Source organism: Paracoccus sp. SSK6 (assembly GCF_039770665.1).
Lineage (GTDB): Bacteria > Pseudomonadota > Alphaproteobacteria > Rhodobacterales > Rhodobacteraceae > Paracoccus.
The window spans coordinates 1-17,422 of the sequence record NZ_JBDPNJ010000024.1 but is presented as its reverse complement, the minus strand read 5'-3'; the positions used below and the strand labels follow the sequence as shown (position 1 = coordinate 17,422).

The 17,422-nt window shown below is 63.3% G+C and carries 16 protein-coding genes; 13 read left to right on the top strand and 3 right to left on the bottom strand.

Annotation, left to right across the window (positions count from 1 at the left end):
• Positions 1–4 precede the first annotated feature (4 nt).
• The 5 genes from AAIL68_RS13565 (at position 5) to AAIL68_RS13545 (ending at position 5,620) form a co-directional block, all read left to right on the top strand.
• Positions 5–1,393, top strand: coding sequence for an FAD-binding oxidoreductase (locus AAIL68_RS13565; protein WP_347140315.1), 1,389 nt, complete (start codon positions 5–7; stop codon positions 1,391–1,393).
• 12 nt (positions 1,394–1,405) lie between these two features.
• On the top strand, positions 1,406–3,187 hold the full coding sequence (gene xsc / locus AAIL68_RS13560; protein WP_207467214.1) for a sulfoacetaldehyde acetyltransferase: 1,782 nt from the start codon (positions 1,406–1,408) through the stop codon (positions 3,185–3,187).
• A gap of 78 nt (positions 3,188–3,265) precedes the next feature.
• Entirely contained in the window at positions 3,266–4,285 is a 1,020-nt protein-coding gene (locus AAIL68_RS13555) for a putative sulfate exporter family transporter (protein ID WP_207467212.1), read from the top strand.
• A 13-nt stretch (positions 4,286–4,298) separates the two neighbouring features.
• Positions 4,299–5,315, top strand: a complete 1,017-nt coding sequence (gene pta / locus AAIL68_RS13550; RefSeq protein ID WP_347140314.1) for a phosphate acetyltransferase — start codon at positions 4,299–4,301, stop codon at positions 5,313–5,315.
• 2 nt (positions 5,316–5,317) lie between these two features.
• Entirely contained in the window at positions 5,318–5,620 is a 303-nt protein-coding gene (locus AAIL68_RS13545; RefSeq protein ID WP_347140313.1) for a hypothetical protein, read from the top strand.
• Positions 5,621–5,917: 297 nt separating this feature from the next.
• On the opposite strand, the gene AAIL68_RS13540 is transcribed toward AAIL68_RS13545, so the two are convergent.
• A complete protein-coding gene (locus tag AAIL68_RS13540) occupies positions 5,918–6,949 on the bottom strand; it encodes a LacI family DNA-binding transcriptional regulator (RefSeq protein ID WP_347140312.1) in 1,032 nt (343 codons plus the stop codon).
• 176 nt (positions 6,950–7,125) lie between these two features.
• Between AAIL68_RS13540 and AAIL68_RS13535 the strand changes: the two genes are divergently transcribed.
• From AAIL68_RS13535 to pta (AAIL68_RS13510), 6 genes are all read left to right on the top strand, one after another.
• A complete protein-coding gene (locus AAIL68_RS13535; protein ID WP_347140336.1) occupies positions 7,126–8,565 on the top strand; it encodes an aldehyde dehydrogenase family protein in 1,440 nt (479 codons plus the stop codon).
• On the top strand, positions 8,562–10,088 hold the full coding sequence (locus AAIL68_RS13530) for an AMP-binding protein (protein ID WP_347140311.1): 1,527 nt from the start codon (positions 8,562–8,564) through the stop codon (positions 10,086–10,088). The genes AAIL68_RS13535 and AAIL68_RS13530 overlap by 4 nt, the downstream gene beginning before the upstream one ends.
• A 103-nt stretch (positions 10,089–10,191) precedes the next feature.
• Complete coding sequence (locus AAIL68_RS13525; protein WP_347140310.1) at positions 10,192–11,550, top strand: MFS transporter; 1,359 nt, start codon at positions 10,192–10,194, stop codon at positions 11,548–11,550.
• Positions 11,547–11,669: a hypothetical protein gene (locus tag AAIL68_RS13520; protein WP_347140309.1), complete on the top strand. Its 123-nt coding sequence runs from the start codon at positions 11,547–11,549 to the stop codon at positions 11,667–11,669. Before AAIL68_RS13525 ends, AAIL68_RS13520 begins: the two co-directional genes overlap by 4 nt.
• 78 nt (positions 11,670–11,747) lie before the next feature.
• Positions 11,748–12,767 (top strand): putative sulfate exporter family transporter, encoded by a 1,020-nt coding sequence (locus AAIL68_RS13515; protein ID WP_207467212.1) that lies wholly within the window; start codon positions 11,748–11,750, stop codon positions 12,765–12,767.
• 13 nt (positions 12,768–12,780) lie between these two features.
• On the top strand, positions 12,781–13,740 hold the full coding sequence (pta, locus tag AAIL68_RS13510) for a phosphate acetyltransferase (protein ID WP_347140308.1): 960 nt from the start codon (positions 12,781–12,783) through the stop codon (positions 13,738–13,740).
• Here pta (AAIL68_RS13510) and AAIL68_RS13505 read toward each other — a convergent pair.
• Positions 13,737–14,483, bottom strand: coding sequence for a sulfite exporter TauE/SafE family protein (locus tag AAIL68_RS13505; protein WP_347140307.1), 747 nt, complete (start codon positions 14,481–14,483; stop codon positions 13,737–13,739). The two genes, pta (AAIL68_RS13510) and AAIL68_RS13505, sit on opposite strands and share 4 nt — an antisense overlap.
• 603 nt (positions 14,484–15,086) lie before the next feature.
• Here AAIL68_RS13505 and purU point away from each other — a divergent pair.
• Positions 15,087–15,968, top strand: coding sequence for a formyltetrahydrofolate deformylase (gene purU, locus AAIL68_RS13500; protein ID WP_347140335.1), 882 nt, complete (start codon positions 15,087–15,089; stop codon positions 15,966–15,968).
• A 43-nt stretch (positions 15,969–16,011) separates the two neighbouring features.
• Here purU and AAIL68_RS13495 read toward each other — a convergent pair whose 3' ends face one another.
• On the bottom strand, positions 16,012–16,944 hold the full coding sequence (locus AAIL68_RS13495) for a LysR substrate-binding domain-containing protein (RefSeq protein ID WP_207467206.1): 933 nt from the start codon (positions 16,942–16,944) through the stop codon (positions 16,012–16,014).
• Between the two features lie 78 nt (positions 16,945–17,022).
• On the opposite strand from AAIL68_RS13495, the gene AAIL68_RS13490 reads away from it, so the two are divergent.
• Positions 17,023–17,422, top strand: a 400-nt coding sequence (locus AAIL68_RS13490; protein WP_347140306.1) for an FAD-dependent oxidoreductase, incomplete at its 3' end; no start/stop codon positions are given.

Sequence of the window (17,422 nt, the reverse complement as noted above, 5' to 3'; positions counted from 1 at the left end):
CGCCATGCAGCCCATCGACAAACGCGGGTCGGTGCCCTTCGACCCCCATTACGACCCCATGACGGCGCGCACGTTGGGTCCGGGCAGCGATTACGCCCCGACCTACTGGATCGGCACCGCCGGTCCGGCCCCCGAAGGCGACGGCCCGGTGACGCGCGACATGGACGTGGATGTCGCCGTGATCGGCTCGGGCTATACGGGGCTGTCCACGGCCATCCACCTGGCCAAGGAACACGGCATCAAGGCCACCGTGCTGGAGGCGAATGGCGTCGCCTACGGTTGTTCCACCCGCAATGGCGGTCAGGCGCAGATCAGCGCCGGACGCCTCAAGCGCAGCCAATGGATCGGCCGCTGGGGTCTGGATGTCGCGCGCGGCATGCACAACGAGATGGTTGAGGCATTCGCCCTGTTCCGCGGGCTGCTGCGCGACCACGACATTCAGTGCGATCCGCAGGATGGGGGCCACTACTACATCGCCCACAAGGCCAGCGTCATGCCGACGCTGGAGGCCGAGGCGAAGCTATTGCGCGACACCTTCGGCTATGATGCCCGAATGCTGTCGCGGAACGAGCTGTTCGCCAACGCAGTGCGCGACCAGGAAGCGCATGGTGCGATGTGGGAAGCCGACGGCGTCAGCATCCACGCCGCAAAGCTGGCCTTCGGCTATCTGCGCGTGGCCCGCGAACTCGGGGCCACCGTGCATCCCGACAGTCCCGTGCAGGGATGGGAGCTGAAGAACGGCGTTCATCACCTGCGCACGCCGGGCGGCATCGTGCGCGCCCGGCGGGTTGCCGTGGCCACCGCCGCCTATGCCACCCGCAGCCTGCACGGCCGCATTCGCGACCGCCTGATGCCCATCATGTCGAACAGCATCGTCACGCGTGTCCTGACTCCATCGGAATTGGAAGCCGTGGGCATCCGGACCATGTCGCCGCTGACGGATACCCGCACGCTGCGTCATTATTACCGCCTGCTCCCAGACAATCGGTTGCAGATCGGATCGCGCGCGGCGATCACCGGGCGCGACGCGGCAAATCCAGCCCACCTGAATGGGTTGCGCGAAGGCATGGCCCGCAAGTTCCCGGCCCTGCGCGGGATCGAGTTGGACTACAGCTGGTGGGGCTGGGTCGATGTGAGCCACGACATGATGCCGCGCATCACCGGGCTGCCGGATACGCCGGGGCTGTTCTATTCACTGGGATACGGCGGCAACGGCGTCATGTACTCGGCCATGGCGGGTCGTCGCCTGGCGCAACTGGTGGTCGGCAAAACCGTCCCCGACCTGCCGATCTTCAACACCGAACTTCCCCATGAAGGCTGGAAGACGCCGTTCCGGCGGTTGGGCCAATGGGGTCTCTATCACCTTTACCACTATCGCGACGAGCGGACATAAGGAGCCATCGCCATGAAAATGACCACCGAAGAAGCCTTTGTCAAAGTCCTGCAGATGCACGGGATCGAGCATGCGTTCGGGATCATCGGGTCTGCGATGATGCCTGTGTCGGATCTGTTTCCGAAGGCGGGGATCACCTTCTGGGACACTGCGCACGAGACGAATGCGGGTTTGATGGCGGACGGGTTCACGCGCTCGACCGGCAAGATGTCGATGATGATCGCGCAGAACGGGCCGGGCGTGACCGGGTTTGTGACGCCGGTCAAGACCGCCTACTGGAACCACACGCCGCTGCTGCTGGTCACGCCGCAGGCCGCCAACAAGACGATCGGGCAGGGCGGCTTCCAGGAGATGGAGCAGATGCGCCTGTTCGCCGACTGCGTGTGCTACCAGGAGGAGGTGCGCGACCCGTCCCGCATTCCCGAGGTCCTGAACCGCGTCATCATGCAGGCCTGGCGCAACTCGGCGCCCGCGCAGATGAACATCCCGCGCGACATGTGGACCCAGGTGATCGATGTCGAGCTGCCGCAGGTGGTGGCCTTCGAGCGTCCGGCAGGCGGCGAGGAAGCCGTGAAGGAAGCGGCGAAGCTGCTGTCCGAGGCCAAGTTCCCGGTGATCCTGTCGGGGGCGGGTGTGGTGCTGGGAGGCGCGATCCCGGACCTCATCAAGCTGGCCGAGCGTCTGGATGCGCCGGTGGCCTCGAACTACCAGCACAACGACAGCTTCCCCGGGTCGCACCCGCTGGCGGTCGGCCCGCTGGGCTATAACGGCTCAAAGGCGGCGATGGAGCTGATCGCCAAGGCCGATGTCGTTCTGGCACTGGGCACGCGCTTGAACCCGTTCTCGACGCTTCCGGGCTACGGCATCGACTACTGGCCAAAGGACGCCAAGATCATCCAGGTCGACATCAACGCCGACCGGATCGGCCTGACCAAGAAGGTCACGGTGGGCATCCAGGGCGATGCGGGCAAGGTGGCGCGCGGCATCCTGGCGCAGCTGTCCGATACCGCCGGCGACGCCGGGCGCAAGGAGCGCAAGGATCTGGTCGCGCAGACCAAGTCGCGTTGGGCGCAGGAGCTGTCCAGCCTTGATCACGAACAGGACGATCCCGGCACCGAATGGAACGAGGAAGCGCGCAAGCGCGACAGCGACCTGATGAGCCCGCGCCAGGCCTGGCGCGCAATCATGCAGGCAGTGCCGCAGGATGCCATCGTGTCCTCCGACATCGGCAACAACTGCGCCATTGGCAACGCCTACCCGACCTTCGAGGGGGGCCGGAAGTATCTGGCGCCGGGCCTGTTCGGCCCCTGCGGCTATGGCTTCCCGGCGATCCTCGGCGCCAAGATCGGCAACCCCGACACCCCGGTGATCGGCTTTGCGGGGGATGGCGCCTTCGGCATCTCGATGAACGAGATGGTGTCGGTGGGCCGCGAGGACTGGCCCGCAATCACCATGGTGATCTTCCGCAACTACCAGTGGGGTGCGGAAAAGCGCAACACGACGCTGTGGTATGCCAACAACTTCGTGGGGACCGAGCTTGACCGCGACACCACCTATGCCGGTATTGCCAAGGCTTGCGGCGTCCATGGCGTTCAGGTGCGCAGCGCCGAGGACCTGACCCATGCCCTGCACGACGCGGTCGAGCGCCAGATGAAGAACAAGGAAACCACCTTCATCGAGGTCCTGCTGAACCAGGAACTGGGCGAGCCCTTCCGCCGCGACGCGATGAAGAAGCCTGTTCCCGTGGCCGGGATCGACAAGGCCGACATGCGCCCGCAGCGCGGCGCGGCCTGATCCCAACCGCTTTGCAAACCTGACCACCCGGCGCGGACCCTCCGCGCCGGGTGGTCCCCTGCACTCAAGGAAAACGCCATGACCAGCATCGACCTGCTTCCTGCCCGCCAGACGATCTCGGACGCCTTTCCCGGCTTTGCGGTATCGGTCCTGGTGGCGGCGACGGCGCAGTTCCTGTCCGAGCATTACGGCGCGCCGGCGATGCTCTTGGCGCTGCTGCTGGGCTTGGCGCTGAACTTCCTGGCCGAGGACGGCACCCGGACCGCGCCGGGCGTTGCGCTGACCGCGCGCACGGTGCTGCGGCTGGGGGTGGCGCTTCTGGGCGCGCGCATCAGCGTGGACATGCTGGCAGGCCTGGGCGGTCCGGCGATTGCCCTGGTGGTCGCGGGCGTGGTGCTGACCATCCTGTTCGGGCTGGTGGCCGCCCGCTTTGTGAATCGCGACTGGCGCTTTGCGCTGCTGACCGGCGGCTCGGTGGCGATCTGCGGGGCCTCGGCCGCCATGGCGATCGCCGCGGTGCTGCCGCGCCATGAACGCTCCGAACGCGATCTGGCCTTCACGGTGCTGTCGGTGACGGTGCTGTCCACGGTGGCGATGGTGCTTTACCCGATGCTGTCGGGCCTGTTCGGCTTCACGCCGCGCGACAGCGGGGTGTTTCTGGGCGGCACCATCCATGACGTGGCGCAGGTGGTCGGCGCGGGCTTTTCCATCGGCCCCGAGACGGGCGAAACGGCGACGCTGGTCAAGCTGATCCGCGTGTCGATGCTGGCCCCCGTGGTGCTGTGCTTCTCGCTGGTGATCCGCGCGCGCGGGCTGGCGGACCAGGAGGGCGGCAAGCGCCCGCCGCTGCTGCCGGGCTTTGTTCTGGGCTTTCTGGTGCTGGCGGCGCTGAACTCGGTCGGCGTGATCCCGGCGGTCCTGGCGGACTGGGCGGGCGTTCTCAGCCGCTGGGCGCTGCTGATCGCCATCGCCGCCGTGGGCATCAAGACCTCGCTCAAGCGGATGCTGGATGTAGGCGGCGTGGCCATCGGCCTGATCGTCGCCGAAACCATCTTCCTGGGCGTCTTTGTCGTCGCCGGTCTCCACTTCCTCAGCTGAAAGGCATTCCGCCATGAAACCGCTGGACCGCATCCTCGCCGCAGCACGCGCCAACCCGCGCCACATCATCCTGCCCGAAGGCCGCGATCCCCGCGTGGCAGAGGCCGCAAGGCGCCTGACCGGCGAAGGCCTGGCCCGCGTCAGCCTGATGAACGGGCCGCAGATCGACGGCGTGGCCATGATCATCCCGTCCGAGGCACCGGATCTCGACCACCTGGCCGGTCACTGGCACCGGATGCGGATGGCAAAGGGAATGACCGCCGAACAAGCGGTGATCGAGATGCGTGATCCCATCCGCCAGGCCGCGATGCGGGTCCGGCTGGGACAGGCGGATGGCACGGTGGCGGGCGCGGTTGCGACCACCGCCGATACGGTGCGCGCCGCCCTGCAGATCATCGGCCGCGCGCCTGAGGCGCCGATCGTGTCCTCGTTCTTCCTGATGCTCGCCTGCGACGGCGGCGCGCCGATCAAGGGCGGCATGATCTTCGCCGATTGCGGCCTGGTGGTCGATCCTGACGCCGAGGGCCTTGCCGCCATCGCCCGCGCCTCGGCCGACAGTTGCCGCAGGCTTCTGGGCGAAACTCCGCGAGTAGCAATGCTGTCCTTCTCAACAGCGGGTTCGGCCGATCATCCGAGTTTGATGAAGATCCGCGAGGCGCTGTCCCTGGTCCGCGCCGCCGAACCCGATCTCGAGATCGATGGAGAAATCCAGTTCGACGCGGCCCTGGATGATGCCATCCGTGCCAGGAAGGCACCGAACAGTTCCTTGACCGCACGACCCAACATCTTCGTCTTCCCCGACCTCGCCGCGGGCAATATCGGCTACAAAATCGCCCAGCGTCTCGGCGGCCTGACCGCCATCGGACCTATCCTGCAGGGCCTCGCCAAGCCCGCCAACGACCTCTCGCGCGGATGCACAACCGACGACATCGTCAATGCCGTCGCCATCACCGCAATGCAGGCCGGCTCAGGAAACATCGAGCACAGATCCGACGGGCAGGGGAAAGACCGCGAACTTGTCCAGCGATAGCGATGGCCGATCTCATCGGCATGTCGTTGGCGCAGTCGCCATTGAAATCCTTCCAAACTGACGGAGCAGATGTGCCAAATACAACTGTCTTTGCCGCCAAGGCGATCCTGACCATGGACCCGAATTGTCCAACCGCCACACATGTCGCGGTTCGCGACGGCAAGATCCTGGCGGTTGGCGACCGGTCCTGTGCCGATCCATGGGGCGGGGGGAAGACAGACGACAGGTTTGGCGAGGCGGTGATCGTTCCCGGCCTGGTCGAAGGACATTCCCACCTGATGGAAGGCGGCCTGTGGCGATGCTGACTCAAAACGAGGATTATCGGGATCCGGGCGATTTGTCTCTGCTGATGGCACAAACCCCATAAAATAGCGTCGATGATCGGGGTGCAAAAAGTCGATGACCTGATGGGCGCAACGATCGGATGGATCCAAGTCAGCAAGACCGAACGTAATTCTCAAGCCGGAAAGCTCTTGCAGAAGTTACGCCGGCCAACGCTTCACGCTCAGTCGCAACAAGCTGGATAAGCCTAAAGCAAATTCGCGATCTTCGCCATGCAGCATGAATGGCCCTTCTGCTCAGCCATGCTTGCTTTGCGAGAGCTACCCGGCCGCAATCAATTCAGGAGCCAAGCCGGTGCTTGTACGCATAATCAGTTCCAGTTCCACGCGACGGCGGATCATGCGATCGGGATCACACCGGCTCACCGCTGCAACGATTTCTTCGCCCGCTGCGGTGCCGATCCGCTGCGCAGGAATGCGCACCGTGGTCAGGGCCGGCTCCATTTGCGCGGAGCCGGCGAAGTCTCCGATTCCGATTACGGACAGGCTGCCGGGAACCGCAATCCCCAGACGAGCCGCTGCATAGATCGCACCTTGCGCGATCACATCATTGGCGCAGAGTAATGCGCTCGGCCGATCCTTTCCCTCCAGCAGTTCCAGACAGGCGGCCTTGGCTTGGGCAATGCTGTAGGGAGATGTGATCTGCCAACGTTGTGGCAATTCGATCCCTGCCGCAATGAAGGCTGCCGTCGCCGCCTTCTTGCGGTCGCGTGCCCGGTCATTGTTCGACGTGGCGGGAAACACCATCCCGATTCGACGATGTCCCAAGGCGACAAGATGCTCTGCCGCCAGTCGCCCTGCCTCGCAATTGTCGACACCCACACAAGGCAGCGGCGAATCCGGGAGATAATTCCAAATCGCCAGCAATGGCACACGCTGCCCAGAGATCAGGCGGAAAGTGCCTGGGCTGTGGTCCAGCCCCACCACCGCCAATGCATCGACGCGATGTTCCAGCAGCTTGCGAATAAGTCGATATTCCCTGTCCAGATCGTAGCCATGGGACGCCAGAAGCAACGTAAAACCTTCTTTGCTGACCGTATCGTTGAAGGACTGCACGACCTCGGCGAAAATGGTATTTGCAACTGTCGGAACCACCAACCCGATGGTGGCGCTGCGCCTGCCATGCATAGCCTGGGCAGCGCGGTTGCGGATATAACCCGACTTCTCAACCGCCAGTTCAACCTTCCTGCGGGTCTCAGGATGCACCAATTCGGGATGATTCATCACCCGGGACACCGTAGCCGGTGAAACGCCTGCAAGGTTTGCAACGAAAACAATATCGGGCTTAATCATCTGATTTTACCTCGAGATATCTATAGATCGTCTAAGAAAATGAAAACATTTGCAAGACTGTTTTCATCCCCTACTCTCAAAGTATCGCGGCGGGAGAAAGCCGCGCCAGACCACCATTGCAGATATTGCGGCACCTTTTTTGGTCAAGCTGCGATCCACTTACTCTCTCGGCAGTGCTGCTGCCGAGAACCGGAGAAGTAATAGCTATGAACATCCCGAATGATATTCTCTCGGTCGACGCGGCAGTGGCGCGGGCGCGCAGCGCACAGGCCGGATACGAGGCGCGGGGCAGCCAAGCTCGCTATGACCGAGCGGCCCTGGCGGCCGGCTGGGCCATCATGCAGCCCGAGCGGAACCGGCAGTTGGCCGAACTGGCGGTTCGCAGCACCGGACTGGGGAACGTGGCCGACAAGATCGTCAAGAACCATCGAAAGACCTTGGGCCTGTTGCGCGACATCAGCGCCGCTCAAACCCACGGCATTCTGTCTGACGACCCCGCGACCGGCATCACCGAGATCGCGCGGCCCATCGGCGTGATCGGGGCTGTGGTACCTTCGACCAACCCGGCGGCGACTCCAGCGAACAACATTATCAACGCGCTGAAATGCGGCAATGCTATCGTGCTGTCGCCTTCGCCCAAAGGTGTGGCCTGCTGCGAGATGCTGCTGGGCTTCATCCATGCCGAATTCGATCGCATCGGCGAAGATCGCGATCTGGTGCAGATGCTGCCTGGCTTCGGCAGCAAGACCAAGACGCAACGCCTGCTGGAGACTGCTGATCTTGTCGTTGTCACCGGTAGCCAAGACAATGTGCGCCGCGCCTATCAGAGCGGCAGCCCAGCCATCGGCGTCGGCGCCGGCAATGTCGCAGTCATTGTGGATGAGACGGCGGATCTGATAACGGCGGCGGGCAAGATCGCCGCATCAAAGACGTTTGACAATGCGACCTCGTGTTCCTCGGAAAACGCGCTGATTGTGGTCGATGCGGTCTATGACACCTTCCTGGCGGCGCTGGCAGCCGAAGGCGGCGCGGTGCTGCCCTCGTCCGAAGCGCCGGGGATCATTTCGCATCTCTGGCAGGACGGCCATATGAATCGGGAGATCATCGCCAAGGACGCCGAGGTGATGATCGACAAGATGGGGCTGGCGGGCAAGGTACCCGCAGGCACCCGCCTGATCGCTGTTGAGACCGAGGGCATCGGCCCCGAACATCCGCTGTCGGGGGAAAAGCTAAGCCGCATCGTTGCACTTTATCGCGCCCGCGATTTCCACCATGCCACCGAACTAGCGCGCCGCATTCTGCTGCATCAGGGTGCGGGCCATTCGGTGGGGCTTCACTCCCAAGACACGGATCGTCCGGTGGCGCTTGGCCGCAGCCTGCCGGTCTGCCGTGTCATCGTCAATCAGGCCCATTGCTTTGCCACCGGCGGGGCATTCGACAACGGCCTGCCTTTCTCGTTGTCGATGGGATGCGGTAGCTGGGGCGGCAATTCCATAGACGCCAACCTGAACTGGCAACACTTCCTGCAGCGCACCCGTGTCGTTCGGCCCATTCCCCCCCGCGAACCCACGCTGGACGAGATTTTCGGCAACTACTGGCATGAGGCCGGGAAATGAAGCTGGATCCGCACAATCCGCCGCAAGGCACCATCCGCGAGTGGCTGGATTATCGCGCCGATCATCAGGGCGGAACTATCAGCCACCTGTTCCCGGAGTCCGGCCTGACGCTGACCTGGCGCGAACTGCGCGATGAGGCTGCGCGCATTGCCACCCATCTGTCCGGGTTGGGACTGGTCCCCGGTGAAGGTGTCGCGCTGATGCTGCCAAATGGTCGCAATTCGGTGCTGGGGCTGTTCGGGGTGCTTTATGGCGGCTTTCGTGCCACCATGATCAACCTTGTCGCCGGTGCCGATGCCATCGGTTATGCACTGTCGCATTCCGCAGCCCGCGCACTGTTACTGGAACCTGCGCAGCACGCGCTGTTACAGGCTGCCCTTGCTGTCCATCCTGCCAAGTTCATGGTGATCGAGGCTGGTGACGGCTTTGATTGGCCGGCAGGCTGCCAGCCGGGCCCGCTGCATCCGCATGGTCCCTGTGACGATGCGCTGCTGATGTATACCTCGGGCACCACCGGACGGCCCAAGGGCGTGGTCCACAACCATGCCAGCCTGCTGGCTGGTGGCTGGACTCCTGCCTTGGCGCATGACCTGCGTCCTAGTGATCGCGCACTTTGCGTGCTGCCACTTTATCACATCAACGGGCTGTGTGTGACGCTTCTAGGTCCGCTCCTGTCGGGAGGCTCGGTCGCGGTGTGCGAGCGTTTTTCCGCTAGCCGCTTCTGGGCGTTCTGCGATCAGTACGAGGCGACTTGGTTCTCGGTCGTGCCGACTATCATCTCACACCTGCTGCACGGCGAATGCGATCCCTCGACCGAATGCCGGGCCCGCATCCGCTTCGGCCGTTCGGCCTCGGCTGCGCTGGCACCCGAGGTGCAAGCGGGCTTTGAGCATCGCTTCGGCGTTCCCATTGTGGAGACCATGGGCCTGACCGAAACAGCGGCCCAGATCCTGTCGAACCCGCTGCCGCCAAGCGTGCGAAAGATCGGCTCTCCAGGGCGGGCTGTAGGCAACGAGGTCGCAATCATGTCGTCGGACATGCACCCCCTGCCACCAGGCGCCGAGGGTGAGATCGCCGTTCGTGGTGCCAATGTCATGCGCGGCTATCTGAACGACCCCGTCGCGACCGCCGCCGCCCTGACCACGGATGGCTGGTTGCGCACCGGTGACTTGGGCCGGATGGACGAGGACGGTTACGTATTTGTCACCGGCCGGCTCAAGGAACTAATCATCAAGGGCGGCGAGAACATCGCTCCGCGCGAGATCGATGAAGCGCTTTATACCCATCCCGACGTAGTCGAAGCGGCCGCCTTTGCCCGCAAATGCGACCGCTATGGTGAACAGGTGGAGGCGGCCGTCACCTTGCGGCCGGGCTCGTTGTTGCAGGCGCCAGACCTGATTACGATCTGCGAACAGAGACTTGGCAAGTTCAAAGCTCCGGGTGTCATCCACCTTATGGCCGAACTGCCAAAAGGTCCCTCAGGCAAGATTCAACGCCTGAAACTTGCGCAACTGACCCAGTAGCGCAGGGCTCCCGGAGGGAAGGAGCAAACATCGACCCGCAGAAACGGTTTGCTGCAGCAGGGTATCGTCGGAGGAGGACGCGCCCATGTCACGCTGCAGGCCGATGGAAAAACGAAACGTCAGCATTTTCCAGGGAGGAGACATGCTAAGGCTTACGCGCTTCAGGACGACGGACCGTATTCTGTTCGTCATCTGCTTGATGTATCTGGTTACCTATATCGACCGTGTGAACATCAGCACCGCCGCCCCCGCCATGCAGGCCGAACTAGGCCTGTCAAATTTCGAGCTTGGGCTGGCGTTTTCTGCTTTTGCCTATCCCTATGCTCTGTTCCAGATCTTAGGGGGCCGGTTGGGCGACCGGCTGGGTCCGCACAAGACGCTGATCATCTGTGGCATTGTCTGGTCGACGGCCACCGTGATGATCGGCTTTGCACAGGGTGCGATCTCTCTGATCGTCGCGCGCGTGCTGCTGGGGATGGGAGAGGGCTCGGCTTTTCCGACCGCGACCCGTGCGCTGTCGAATTGGATGCCGGCGGAAAAGCGGGGTTTTGCACAGGGCATCACCCATGCCTTCGCCCGCTTCGGCAATGCGATGACCCCGCCCCTGATTGCCTTCCTGATCCTTGCCCTGTCATGGCGCCACGCATTTATCATCTCAGGACTGATCAGCTTTGTCTGGGTAGCAGTGTGGTGGCTCTATTTCCGCGACGATCCACGTAACCACAAGGGCATCACTCCGCAAGAGCTGGAAAACCTGCCCGACCCCAAGATCGTCGGCGAACGCAAGACCCTGCCTTGGGGTCCCTTGCTCCGGCGGATGCTGCCCGTGACGATCACCGACTTTTGCTATGGCTGGACACTATGGATGTTTTTGAACTGGATCCCGTCCTATTTCCTGCATCAACATCAGCTTGAGCTGAAGAAATCCGCCATTTTCGCGGCAGGTGTTTTTTTGGCCGGGGTGGTAGGCGATCTGGCAGGCGGCTGGTTTAGCGACGGCATTCTGCGTCGGACGGGCAATACTACGCTCGCCCGGACCAGCGTCATCATCTTGGGCTTCCTGGGCGCCTTTGTCTGCATGCTGCCAGTGATGTTTTCGACGGATCTGGTGACAGTGGCCATCAGCCTCAGCGCAGCGTTCTTCTTCGCTGAGTTGATCGTGGCACCCATTTGGGCAACGCCCATGGACATAGCACCGCAGTATTCGGGTACGGCCAGCGGCTTCATGAACTTTGGCTTCGGCCTGGCCGGCATGATTTCACCCGTCGTCTTCGGGCTAATCATCGATCTGACCGGGCGATGGGATCTGCCGTTCTCGATCTCGCTGGCACTGCTTTTGGTGGGCGCGGGAACGGCCCTGCTGATCCGCCCCGACCGTCCCTTTACCGAACAAGCGCCGGAAAAGGAAAGGAAACCCGATCTTGAGCAGAGCTTAGCTGCCGCCGTTTCGGATATGAAGTGATGTTCGGGCTGCTGAACCAGGAACTGGGCGAGCCCTTCCGCCGCGACGCGATGAAGAAGCCTGTTCCCGTGGCCGGGATCGACAAGGCCGACATGCGCCCGCAGCGCGGCGCGGCCTGATCCCAACCGCTTTGCAAACCTGACCACCCGGCGCGGACCCTCCGCGCCGGGTGGTCCCCTGCACTCAAGGAAAACGCCATGACCAGCATCGACCTGCTTCCTGCCCGCCAGACGATCTCGGACGCCTTTCCCGGCTTTGCGGTATCGGTCCTGGTGGCGGCGACGGCGCAGTTCCTGTCCGAGCATTACGGCGCGCCGGCGATGCTCTTGGCGCTGCTGCTGGGCTTGGCGCTGAACTTCCTGGCCGAGGACGGCACCCGGACCGCGCCGGGCGTTGCGCTGACCGCGCGCACGGTGCTGCGGCTGGGGGTGGCGCTTCTGGGCGCGCGCATCAGCGTGGACATGCTGGCAGGCCTGGGCGGTCCGGCGATTGCCCTGGTGGTCGCGGGCGTGGTGCTGACCATCCTGTTCGGGCTGGTGGCCGCCCGCTTTGTGAATCGCGACTGGCGCTTTGCGCTGCTGACCGGCGGCTCGGTGGCGATCTGCGGGGCCTCGGCCGCCATGGCGATCGCCGCGGTGCTGCCGCGCCATGAACGCTCCGAACGCGATCTGGCCTTCACGGTGCTGTCGGTGACGGTGCTGTCCACGGTGGCGATGGTGCTTTACCCGATGCTGTCGGGCCTGTTCGGCTTCACGCCGCGCGACAGCGGGGTGTTTCTGGGCGGCACCATCCATGACGTGGCGCAGGTGGTCGGCGCGGGCTTTTCCATCGGCCCCGAGACGGGCGAAACGGCGACGCTGGTCAAGCTGATCCGCGTGTCGATGCTGGCCCCCGTGGTGCTGTGCTTCTCGCTGGTGATCCGCGCGCGCGGGCTGGCGGACCAGGAGGGCGGCAAGCGCCCGCCGCTGCTGCCGGGCTTTGTTCTGGGCTTTCTGGTGCTGGCGGCGCTGAACTCGGTCGGCGTGATCCCGGCGGTCCTGGCGGACTGGGCGGGCGTTCTCAGCCGCTGGGCGCTGCTGATCGCCATCGCCGCCGTGGGCATCAAGACCTCGCTCAAGCGGATGCTGGATGTAGGCGGCGTGGCCATCGGCCTGATCGTCGCCGAAACCATCTTCCTGGGCGTCTTTGTCGTCGCCGGTCTCCACTTCCTCAGCTGAAAGGCATTCCGCCATGAAACCGCTGGACCGCATCCTCGCCGCAGCACGCGCCAACCCGCGCCACATCATCCTGCCCGAAGGCCGCGATCCCCGCGTGGCAGAGGCCGCAAGGCGCCTGACCGGCGAAGGCCTGGCCCGCGTCAGCCTGATGAACGGGCCGCAGATCGACGGCGTGGCCATGATCATCCCGTCCGAGGCACCGGATCTCGACCACCTGGCCGGTCACTGGCACCGGATGCGGATGGCAAAGGGAATGACCGCCGAACAAGCGGTGATCGAGATGCGTGATCCCATCCGCCAGGCCGCGATGCGGGTCCGGCTGGGACAGGCGGATGGCACGGTGGCGGGCGCGGTTGCGACCACCGCCGATACGGTGCGCGCCGCCCTGCAGATCATCGGCCGCGCGCCTGAGGCGCCGATCGTGTCCTCGTTCTTCCTGATGCTCGCCTGCGACGGCGGCGCGCCGATCAAGGGCGGCATGATCTTCGCCGATTGCGGCCTGGTGGTCGATCCTGACGCCGAGGGCCTTGCCGCCATCGCCCGCGCCTCGGCCGACAGTTGCCGCAGGCTTCTGGGCGAAACTCCGCGAGTAGCAATGCTGTCCTTCTCAACAGCGGGTTCGGCCGATCATCCGAGTTTGATGAAGATCCGCGAGGCGCTGTCCCTGGTCCGCGCCGCCGAACCCGATCTCGAGATCGATGGAGAAATCCAGTTCGACGCGGCCCTGGATGATGCCATCCGTGCCAGGAAGGCACCGAACAGTTCCTTGACCGCACGACCCAACATCTTCGTCTTCCCCGACCTCGCCGCGGGCAATATCGGCTACAAAATCGCCCAGCGTCTCGGCGGCCTGACCGCCATCGGACCTATCCTGCAGGGCCTCGCCAAGCCCGCCAACGACCTCTCGCGCGGATGCACAACCGACGACATCGTCAATGCCGTCGCCATCACCGCAATGCAGGCCGAAGCCTAGCCGTTCAGAAGACCCCAGGCGCCCCGGCTTGCAGCCACCAATGCCGTTGCTGCCAGGGTGGCGATGGCGGCTTTTTGGTATCCGGCGTCATTCAGCCTGCGAAACACCCAACCGCCAAGGTGTGTGCCGATGACAAGAGGCGGCAGCGAGGCTGCCGCCGCCAGAATGGTGGGCAATCCCACGATCCCCTGCGCAAGCAGGCCGGGCAAAGTGATGAGCGACGTTACAAAGAAGAAGGCCATAAGCGTCGCTCGGGCCTGGATGGCGGGTGTGGCTGTGCCCAGCACATACGCCACGGCAGGCGGGCCGGGCATTGCGGCTAGTCCCGAAAACAAGCCTGCCAGGATGCCGGCCCCGGCAGCCTGTTTCGGACCTGATGGCAGGCGAACCTTCGCGATCAGGCCCGCCAGTCCCACAAGAACAACAAGGGCGATAACGATGCGCATGGCATCGGCGGACAGCAGCCGCAACGTCATCAGACCTGCGGGCGTTCCGATCACCGCCCCCGCCGACATGAATGCCAGCGTCGAGCGGTCGATCAGGTGGCGAACCGCGACAACATCGCCAATCCCGATCATGCACTGCAATAGGATGGCAATTGCCACGCCCTGAACCGGCGGCGTGACAAGACTGATCAGCGGAACCGCGGCCAGCGCAAAGCCGAAGCCGGTTATGCCGCGTAGGACCGCCGCAGCAAAAACTGCGCCTGCTATGAGCGCAAAATCGGTGACCAACGCTGGCATGGTCACCCCTGAAGAGCGGAGGCATATAGGATTTGCATCTTGCCGATCCGTCATGCGGCCCTTCTCCCGAAAGTCCCTTGGAGAGGTGCCGTCACCCTTGTCCGTTCGGCAGTGAGCAAACGCTTCTGCCGTTCTTTCCGGGTATCATGGCGGCGTCCGGCGCACCATCAGCAAAGCGCCCATATCAAAACATATCCGCTCATCTGCGGCAGGCAAGCCGACTGTCGAGCGCGCCGCTCCAAGGCACGTTTGAACAACTGCAATCCGAAAGCATACTAGCCGCTGTTTCCTCGCACCGCCATTATGCCGCGGAACACCCGGACCAGTTGTGATGCGTTGCAATAATCTGGCCGTGGTGAGGCGACTGATCCTGCGAGCGGTGCTGAACCGATTCATGCGGTACTGTGAGAGCTGCACGGGCATGACGCAAATATGCCAACCCACTGTCGTGAGAATCCAGCGAACCTAGATGCGTTTCTGTCAACGTCGCAGCGAAAGGGCATGGGTGGACATTCCCCTGCGCAGTTCGACCAAGTCTGCGCCGCCGGCATTCTGATGTATTTCACGTCAGCAGCGGCAAGGTCATCTATCTGGGAGTGTTGCATGACACAATATGTTCTGACTGCCGAAGGACCGTCCGGTCGAGGCCTTGTCGCCGGGCTGGCCACGGCGGCCGCAGCACAGTCGTGCAACATTCTCGACAGCGCGCAGTTTGTCGATACCGAAAGCAACCGGTTTTTCCTGCGCATGCTGCTGCGGGATGAAGCCGCGGTCGGGCGCCACAACCTGTCCGCAGCCTTTGATGCCGCAGCCGCGCCGCTGTGTTTGCAGGCGCAGGTCCATGATGCCGCCCGCAAGTCACGCATCGCTGTGATGGTGTCGCGCTTTGGCCATTGCCTAAACGATCTTCTGTATCGAAGCCGCATCGGTGCCCTGCCTGTCGAGATCGCCTGCGTGATCTCGAACCACGACCTTTATGGCGATACCGTGCGTGAACAGGGCTTGGCGTTTCATCATATCCCGGTCAAGGACGACAAGGCGGCTGCGGAACGGCGACAGATGCAGGTGCTGCGTGACTGCGGTATCGAACTTGTCGTGCTGGCGCGCTACATGCAGGTGCTTTCTGCCGAGATGTGCCACGAGATGTCGGGGCGGATCATCAACATTCACCATTCCTTCCTGCCCAGCTTCAAGGGCGCCGTGCCCTATCAGCAGGCGCATGAAAAAGGCGTGAAGCTGATTGGAGCCACGGCGCATTACGTCACCGAGGATCTGGATGAAGGTCCGATCATCGAACAGGACGTGGTGCGGGTGACTCATGCGCAAAGTATGGGTGACTTCGTGTCCCTGGGCCGCGATGTGGAGGCGATGGTGCTGGCACGCGCCGTCCACGCCCACGCCACCCATCGCGTGTTCCTGAACGGGCAGAGGACGATTGTGTTTCCACCCTCACCGGGATCATTCGTCTCGGAGCGAATGGGATAGACATGAAAACGGTGATGCCGCGCCTTGCGTACGGACACGTGGATTATCCAGTCGTCACATTGTTCAGCGCCACGCCGCTGTTTTTCAACTCCTCGAACCGTTCTCGGACGCGGTCGGCAAGATCGTGGACCAGCCGTGACGATGGCCCGAGGGCTGGTGTCAGGATGTCGTAAGTGAAAGGCTGCTCCGGCAGGATCGGACGGATGCGAATCATTCCAAGTTCGGCGCAATGCAGCGCGGTGATCGGTTCGATGATCGAGACGCCCGTCCCGGCAGCCACCATCGCGCAGATTGCAAAGGAGAGTTGCGCTTCGGCCACGACGCGGGGTTGGACCTTGCGCGCGGAAAAGAACTGATCGGTGTCCGATCGCGTGCTGATCTCGCTTCCCAAGGCGATGAACGGCTGCCGATGGAAATCCTCGGGTTCAAGGACCGGCTTGTCGCACAAGACGTGGCCGGGCGGCAGCACCGCCAGCATTGGCATGGTTCCCAAAGGCTCGCGCCGGACCTGCGGCAGATCGATCTCCAGCGCGCTGAACCCCATGTCGAACTGCTGCGAACTCAGATGCTGGATCACGGCATGCGAACTGCGCACCCGCAATGACACCGTGATACCTGGTTTGTCGCTGACGAAACCTGCGATGGCCGCAGGCAGGAACTGCAAACCCAATGCCGGCATGGCCGCAATCTTCAAGCTGCCGCTGCGGTATTGGCGAATGTCGTCGGCCACACGCGAGATTTCGCCAAGCCCGACAAAGGACCGCCGCACTTCCTCATAGAGCGCGTTGGCTTCGGGGGTGGGCACCAGGCTGCGGCCGGTCCGGGCGAACAGCGCGAAACCCAGTTCCGCCTCGAGATCGGCGAGAAGGCGGCTGACCGAAGGCTGGGTTAGGAACAGCAGGTCGGCGGCCGCCGTAACCGAGCCACTTTCAACGATGGCGCGGAAGGCTTCGATCTGGCGATGCGTCAGCTTCATACATGTTCCATAGCATTTACGCATGAATAGCATAATATTTCAGATTTTACACATGGTATCTGCATCTGGCATCTAACGATGCGAGGAGATCGGATCATGTCGGCAGACGCAGGCACAGCAATCATCGGCGGCGGCATCGTGGGGCTGTGCGTGGCCTTGGGTCTGGCCGCGCGCGGGCAGGACGTGCTGGTGCTGGATGGCCGTGACCGAGACATGCGCGCTTCGCAAGGCAATTTCGGCCTGGTCTGGCTGCAGGGGAAGGGAGCGGGCTGCGCCCCTTATGCCCGTTGGTCATGTCAAGCGGCGCAGGCTTGGGCCGGTTTCGCCGAGCGGCTGTCATCGCAGTCGGGGATTGATCTGGCGCTGTGTCAAGATGGCGGATACGAGTTTTTCACTGACCGGCAGGAGTTTGAACAGTTCTGCCAAGATCTGCACCGCCAGGCCGACACGCTGGGCAACGAATTTTCATTCGAATGCC

Coding starts and splice junctions, on each gene's coding strand:
- AAIL68_RS13495 (WP_207467206.1), bottom strand. CDS start 16,944: ATGAAGCTGACGCATCGCCAGATCGAAGCCTTCCGCGCCATCGTTGAA.
- AAIL68_RS13565 (WP_347140315.1), top strand. CDS start 5: ATGCAGCCCATCGACAAACGCGGGTCGGTGCCCTTCGACCCCCATTAC.
- xsc (WP_207467214.1), top strand. CDS start 1,406: ATGAAAATGACCACCGAAGAAGCCTTTGTCAAAGTCCTGCAGATGCAC.
- pta (WP_347140314.1), top strand. CDS start 4,299: ATGAAACCGCTGGACCGCATCCTCGCCGCAGCACGCGCCAACCCGCGC.
- AAIL68_RS13530 (WP_347140311.1), top strand. CDS start 8,562: ATGAAGCTGGATCCGCACAATCCGCCGCAAGGCACCATCCGCGAGTGG.
- AAIL68_RS13505 (WP_347140307.1), bottom strand. CDS start 14,483: ATGCCAGCGTTGGTCACCGATTTTGCGCTCATAGCAGGCGCAGTTTTT.
- AAIL68_RS13540 (WP_347140312.1), bottom strand. CDS start 6,949: ATGATTAAGCCCGATATTGTTTTCGTTGCAAACCTTGCAGGCGTTTCA.
- pta (WP_347140308.1), top strand. CDS start 12,781: ATGAAACCGCTGGACCGCATCCTCGCCGCAGCACGCGCCAACCCGCGC.
- AAIL68_RS13555 (WP_207467212.1), top strand. CDS start 3,266: ATGACCAGCATCGACCTGCTTCCTGCCCGCCAGACGATCTCGGACGCC.
- AAIL68_RS13515 (WP_207467212.1), top strand. CDS start 11,748: ATGACCAGCATCGACCTGCTTCCTGCCCGCCAGACGATCTCGGACGCC.
- AAIL68_RS13545 (WP_347140313.1), top strand. CDS start 5,318: ATGGCCGATCTCATCGGCATGTCGTTGGCGCAGTCGCCATTGAAATCC.
- AAIL68_RS13525 (WP_347140310.1), top strand. CDS start 10,192: ATGGAAAAACGAAACGTCAGCATTTTCCAGGGAGGAGACATGCTAAGG.
- purU (WP_347140335.1), top strand. CDS start 15,087: ATGACACAATATGTTCTGACTGCCGAAGGACCGTCCGGTCGAGGCCTT.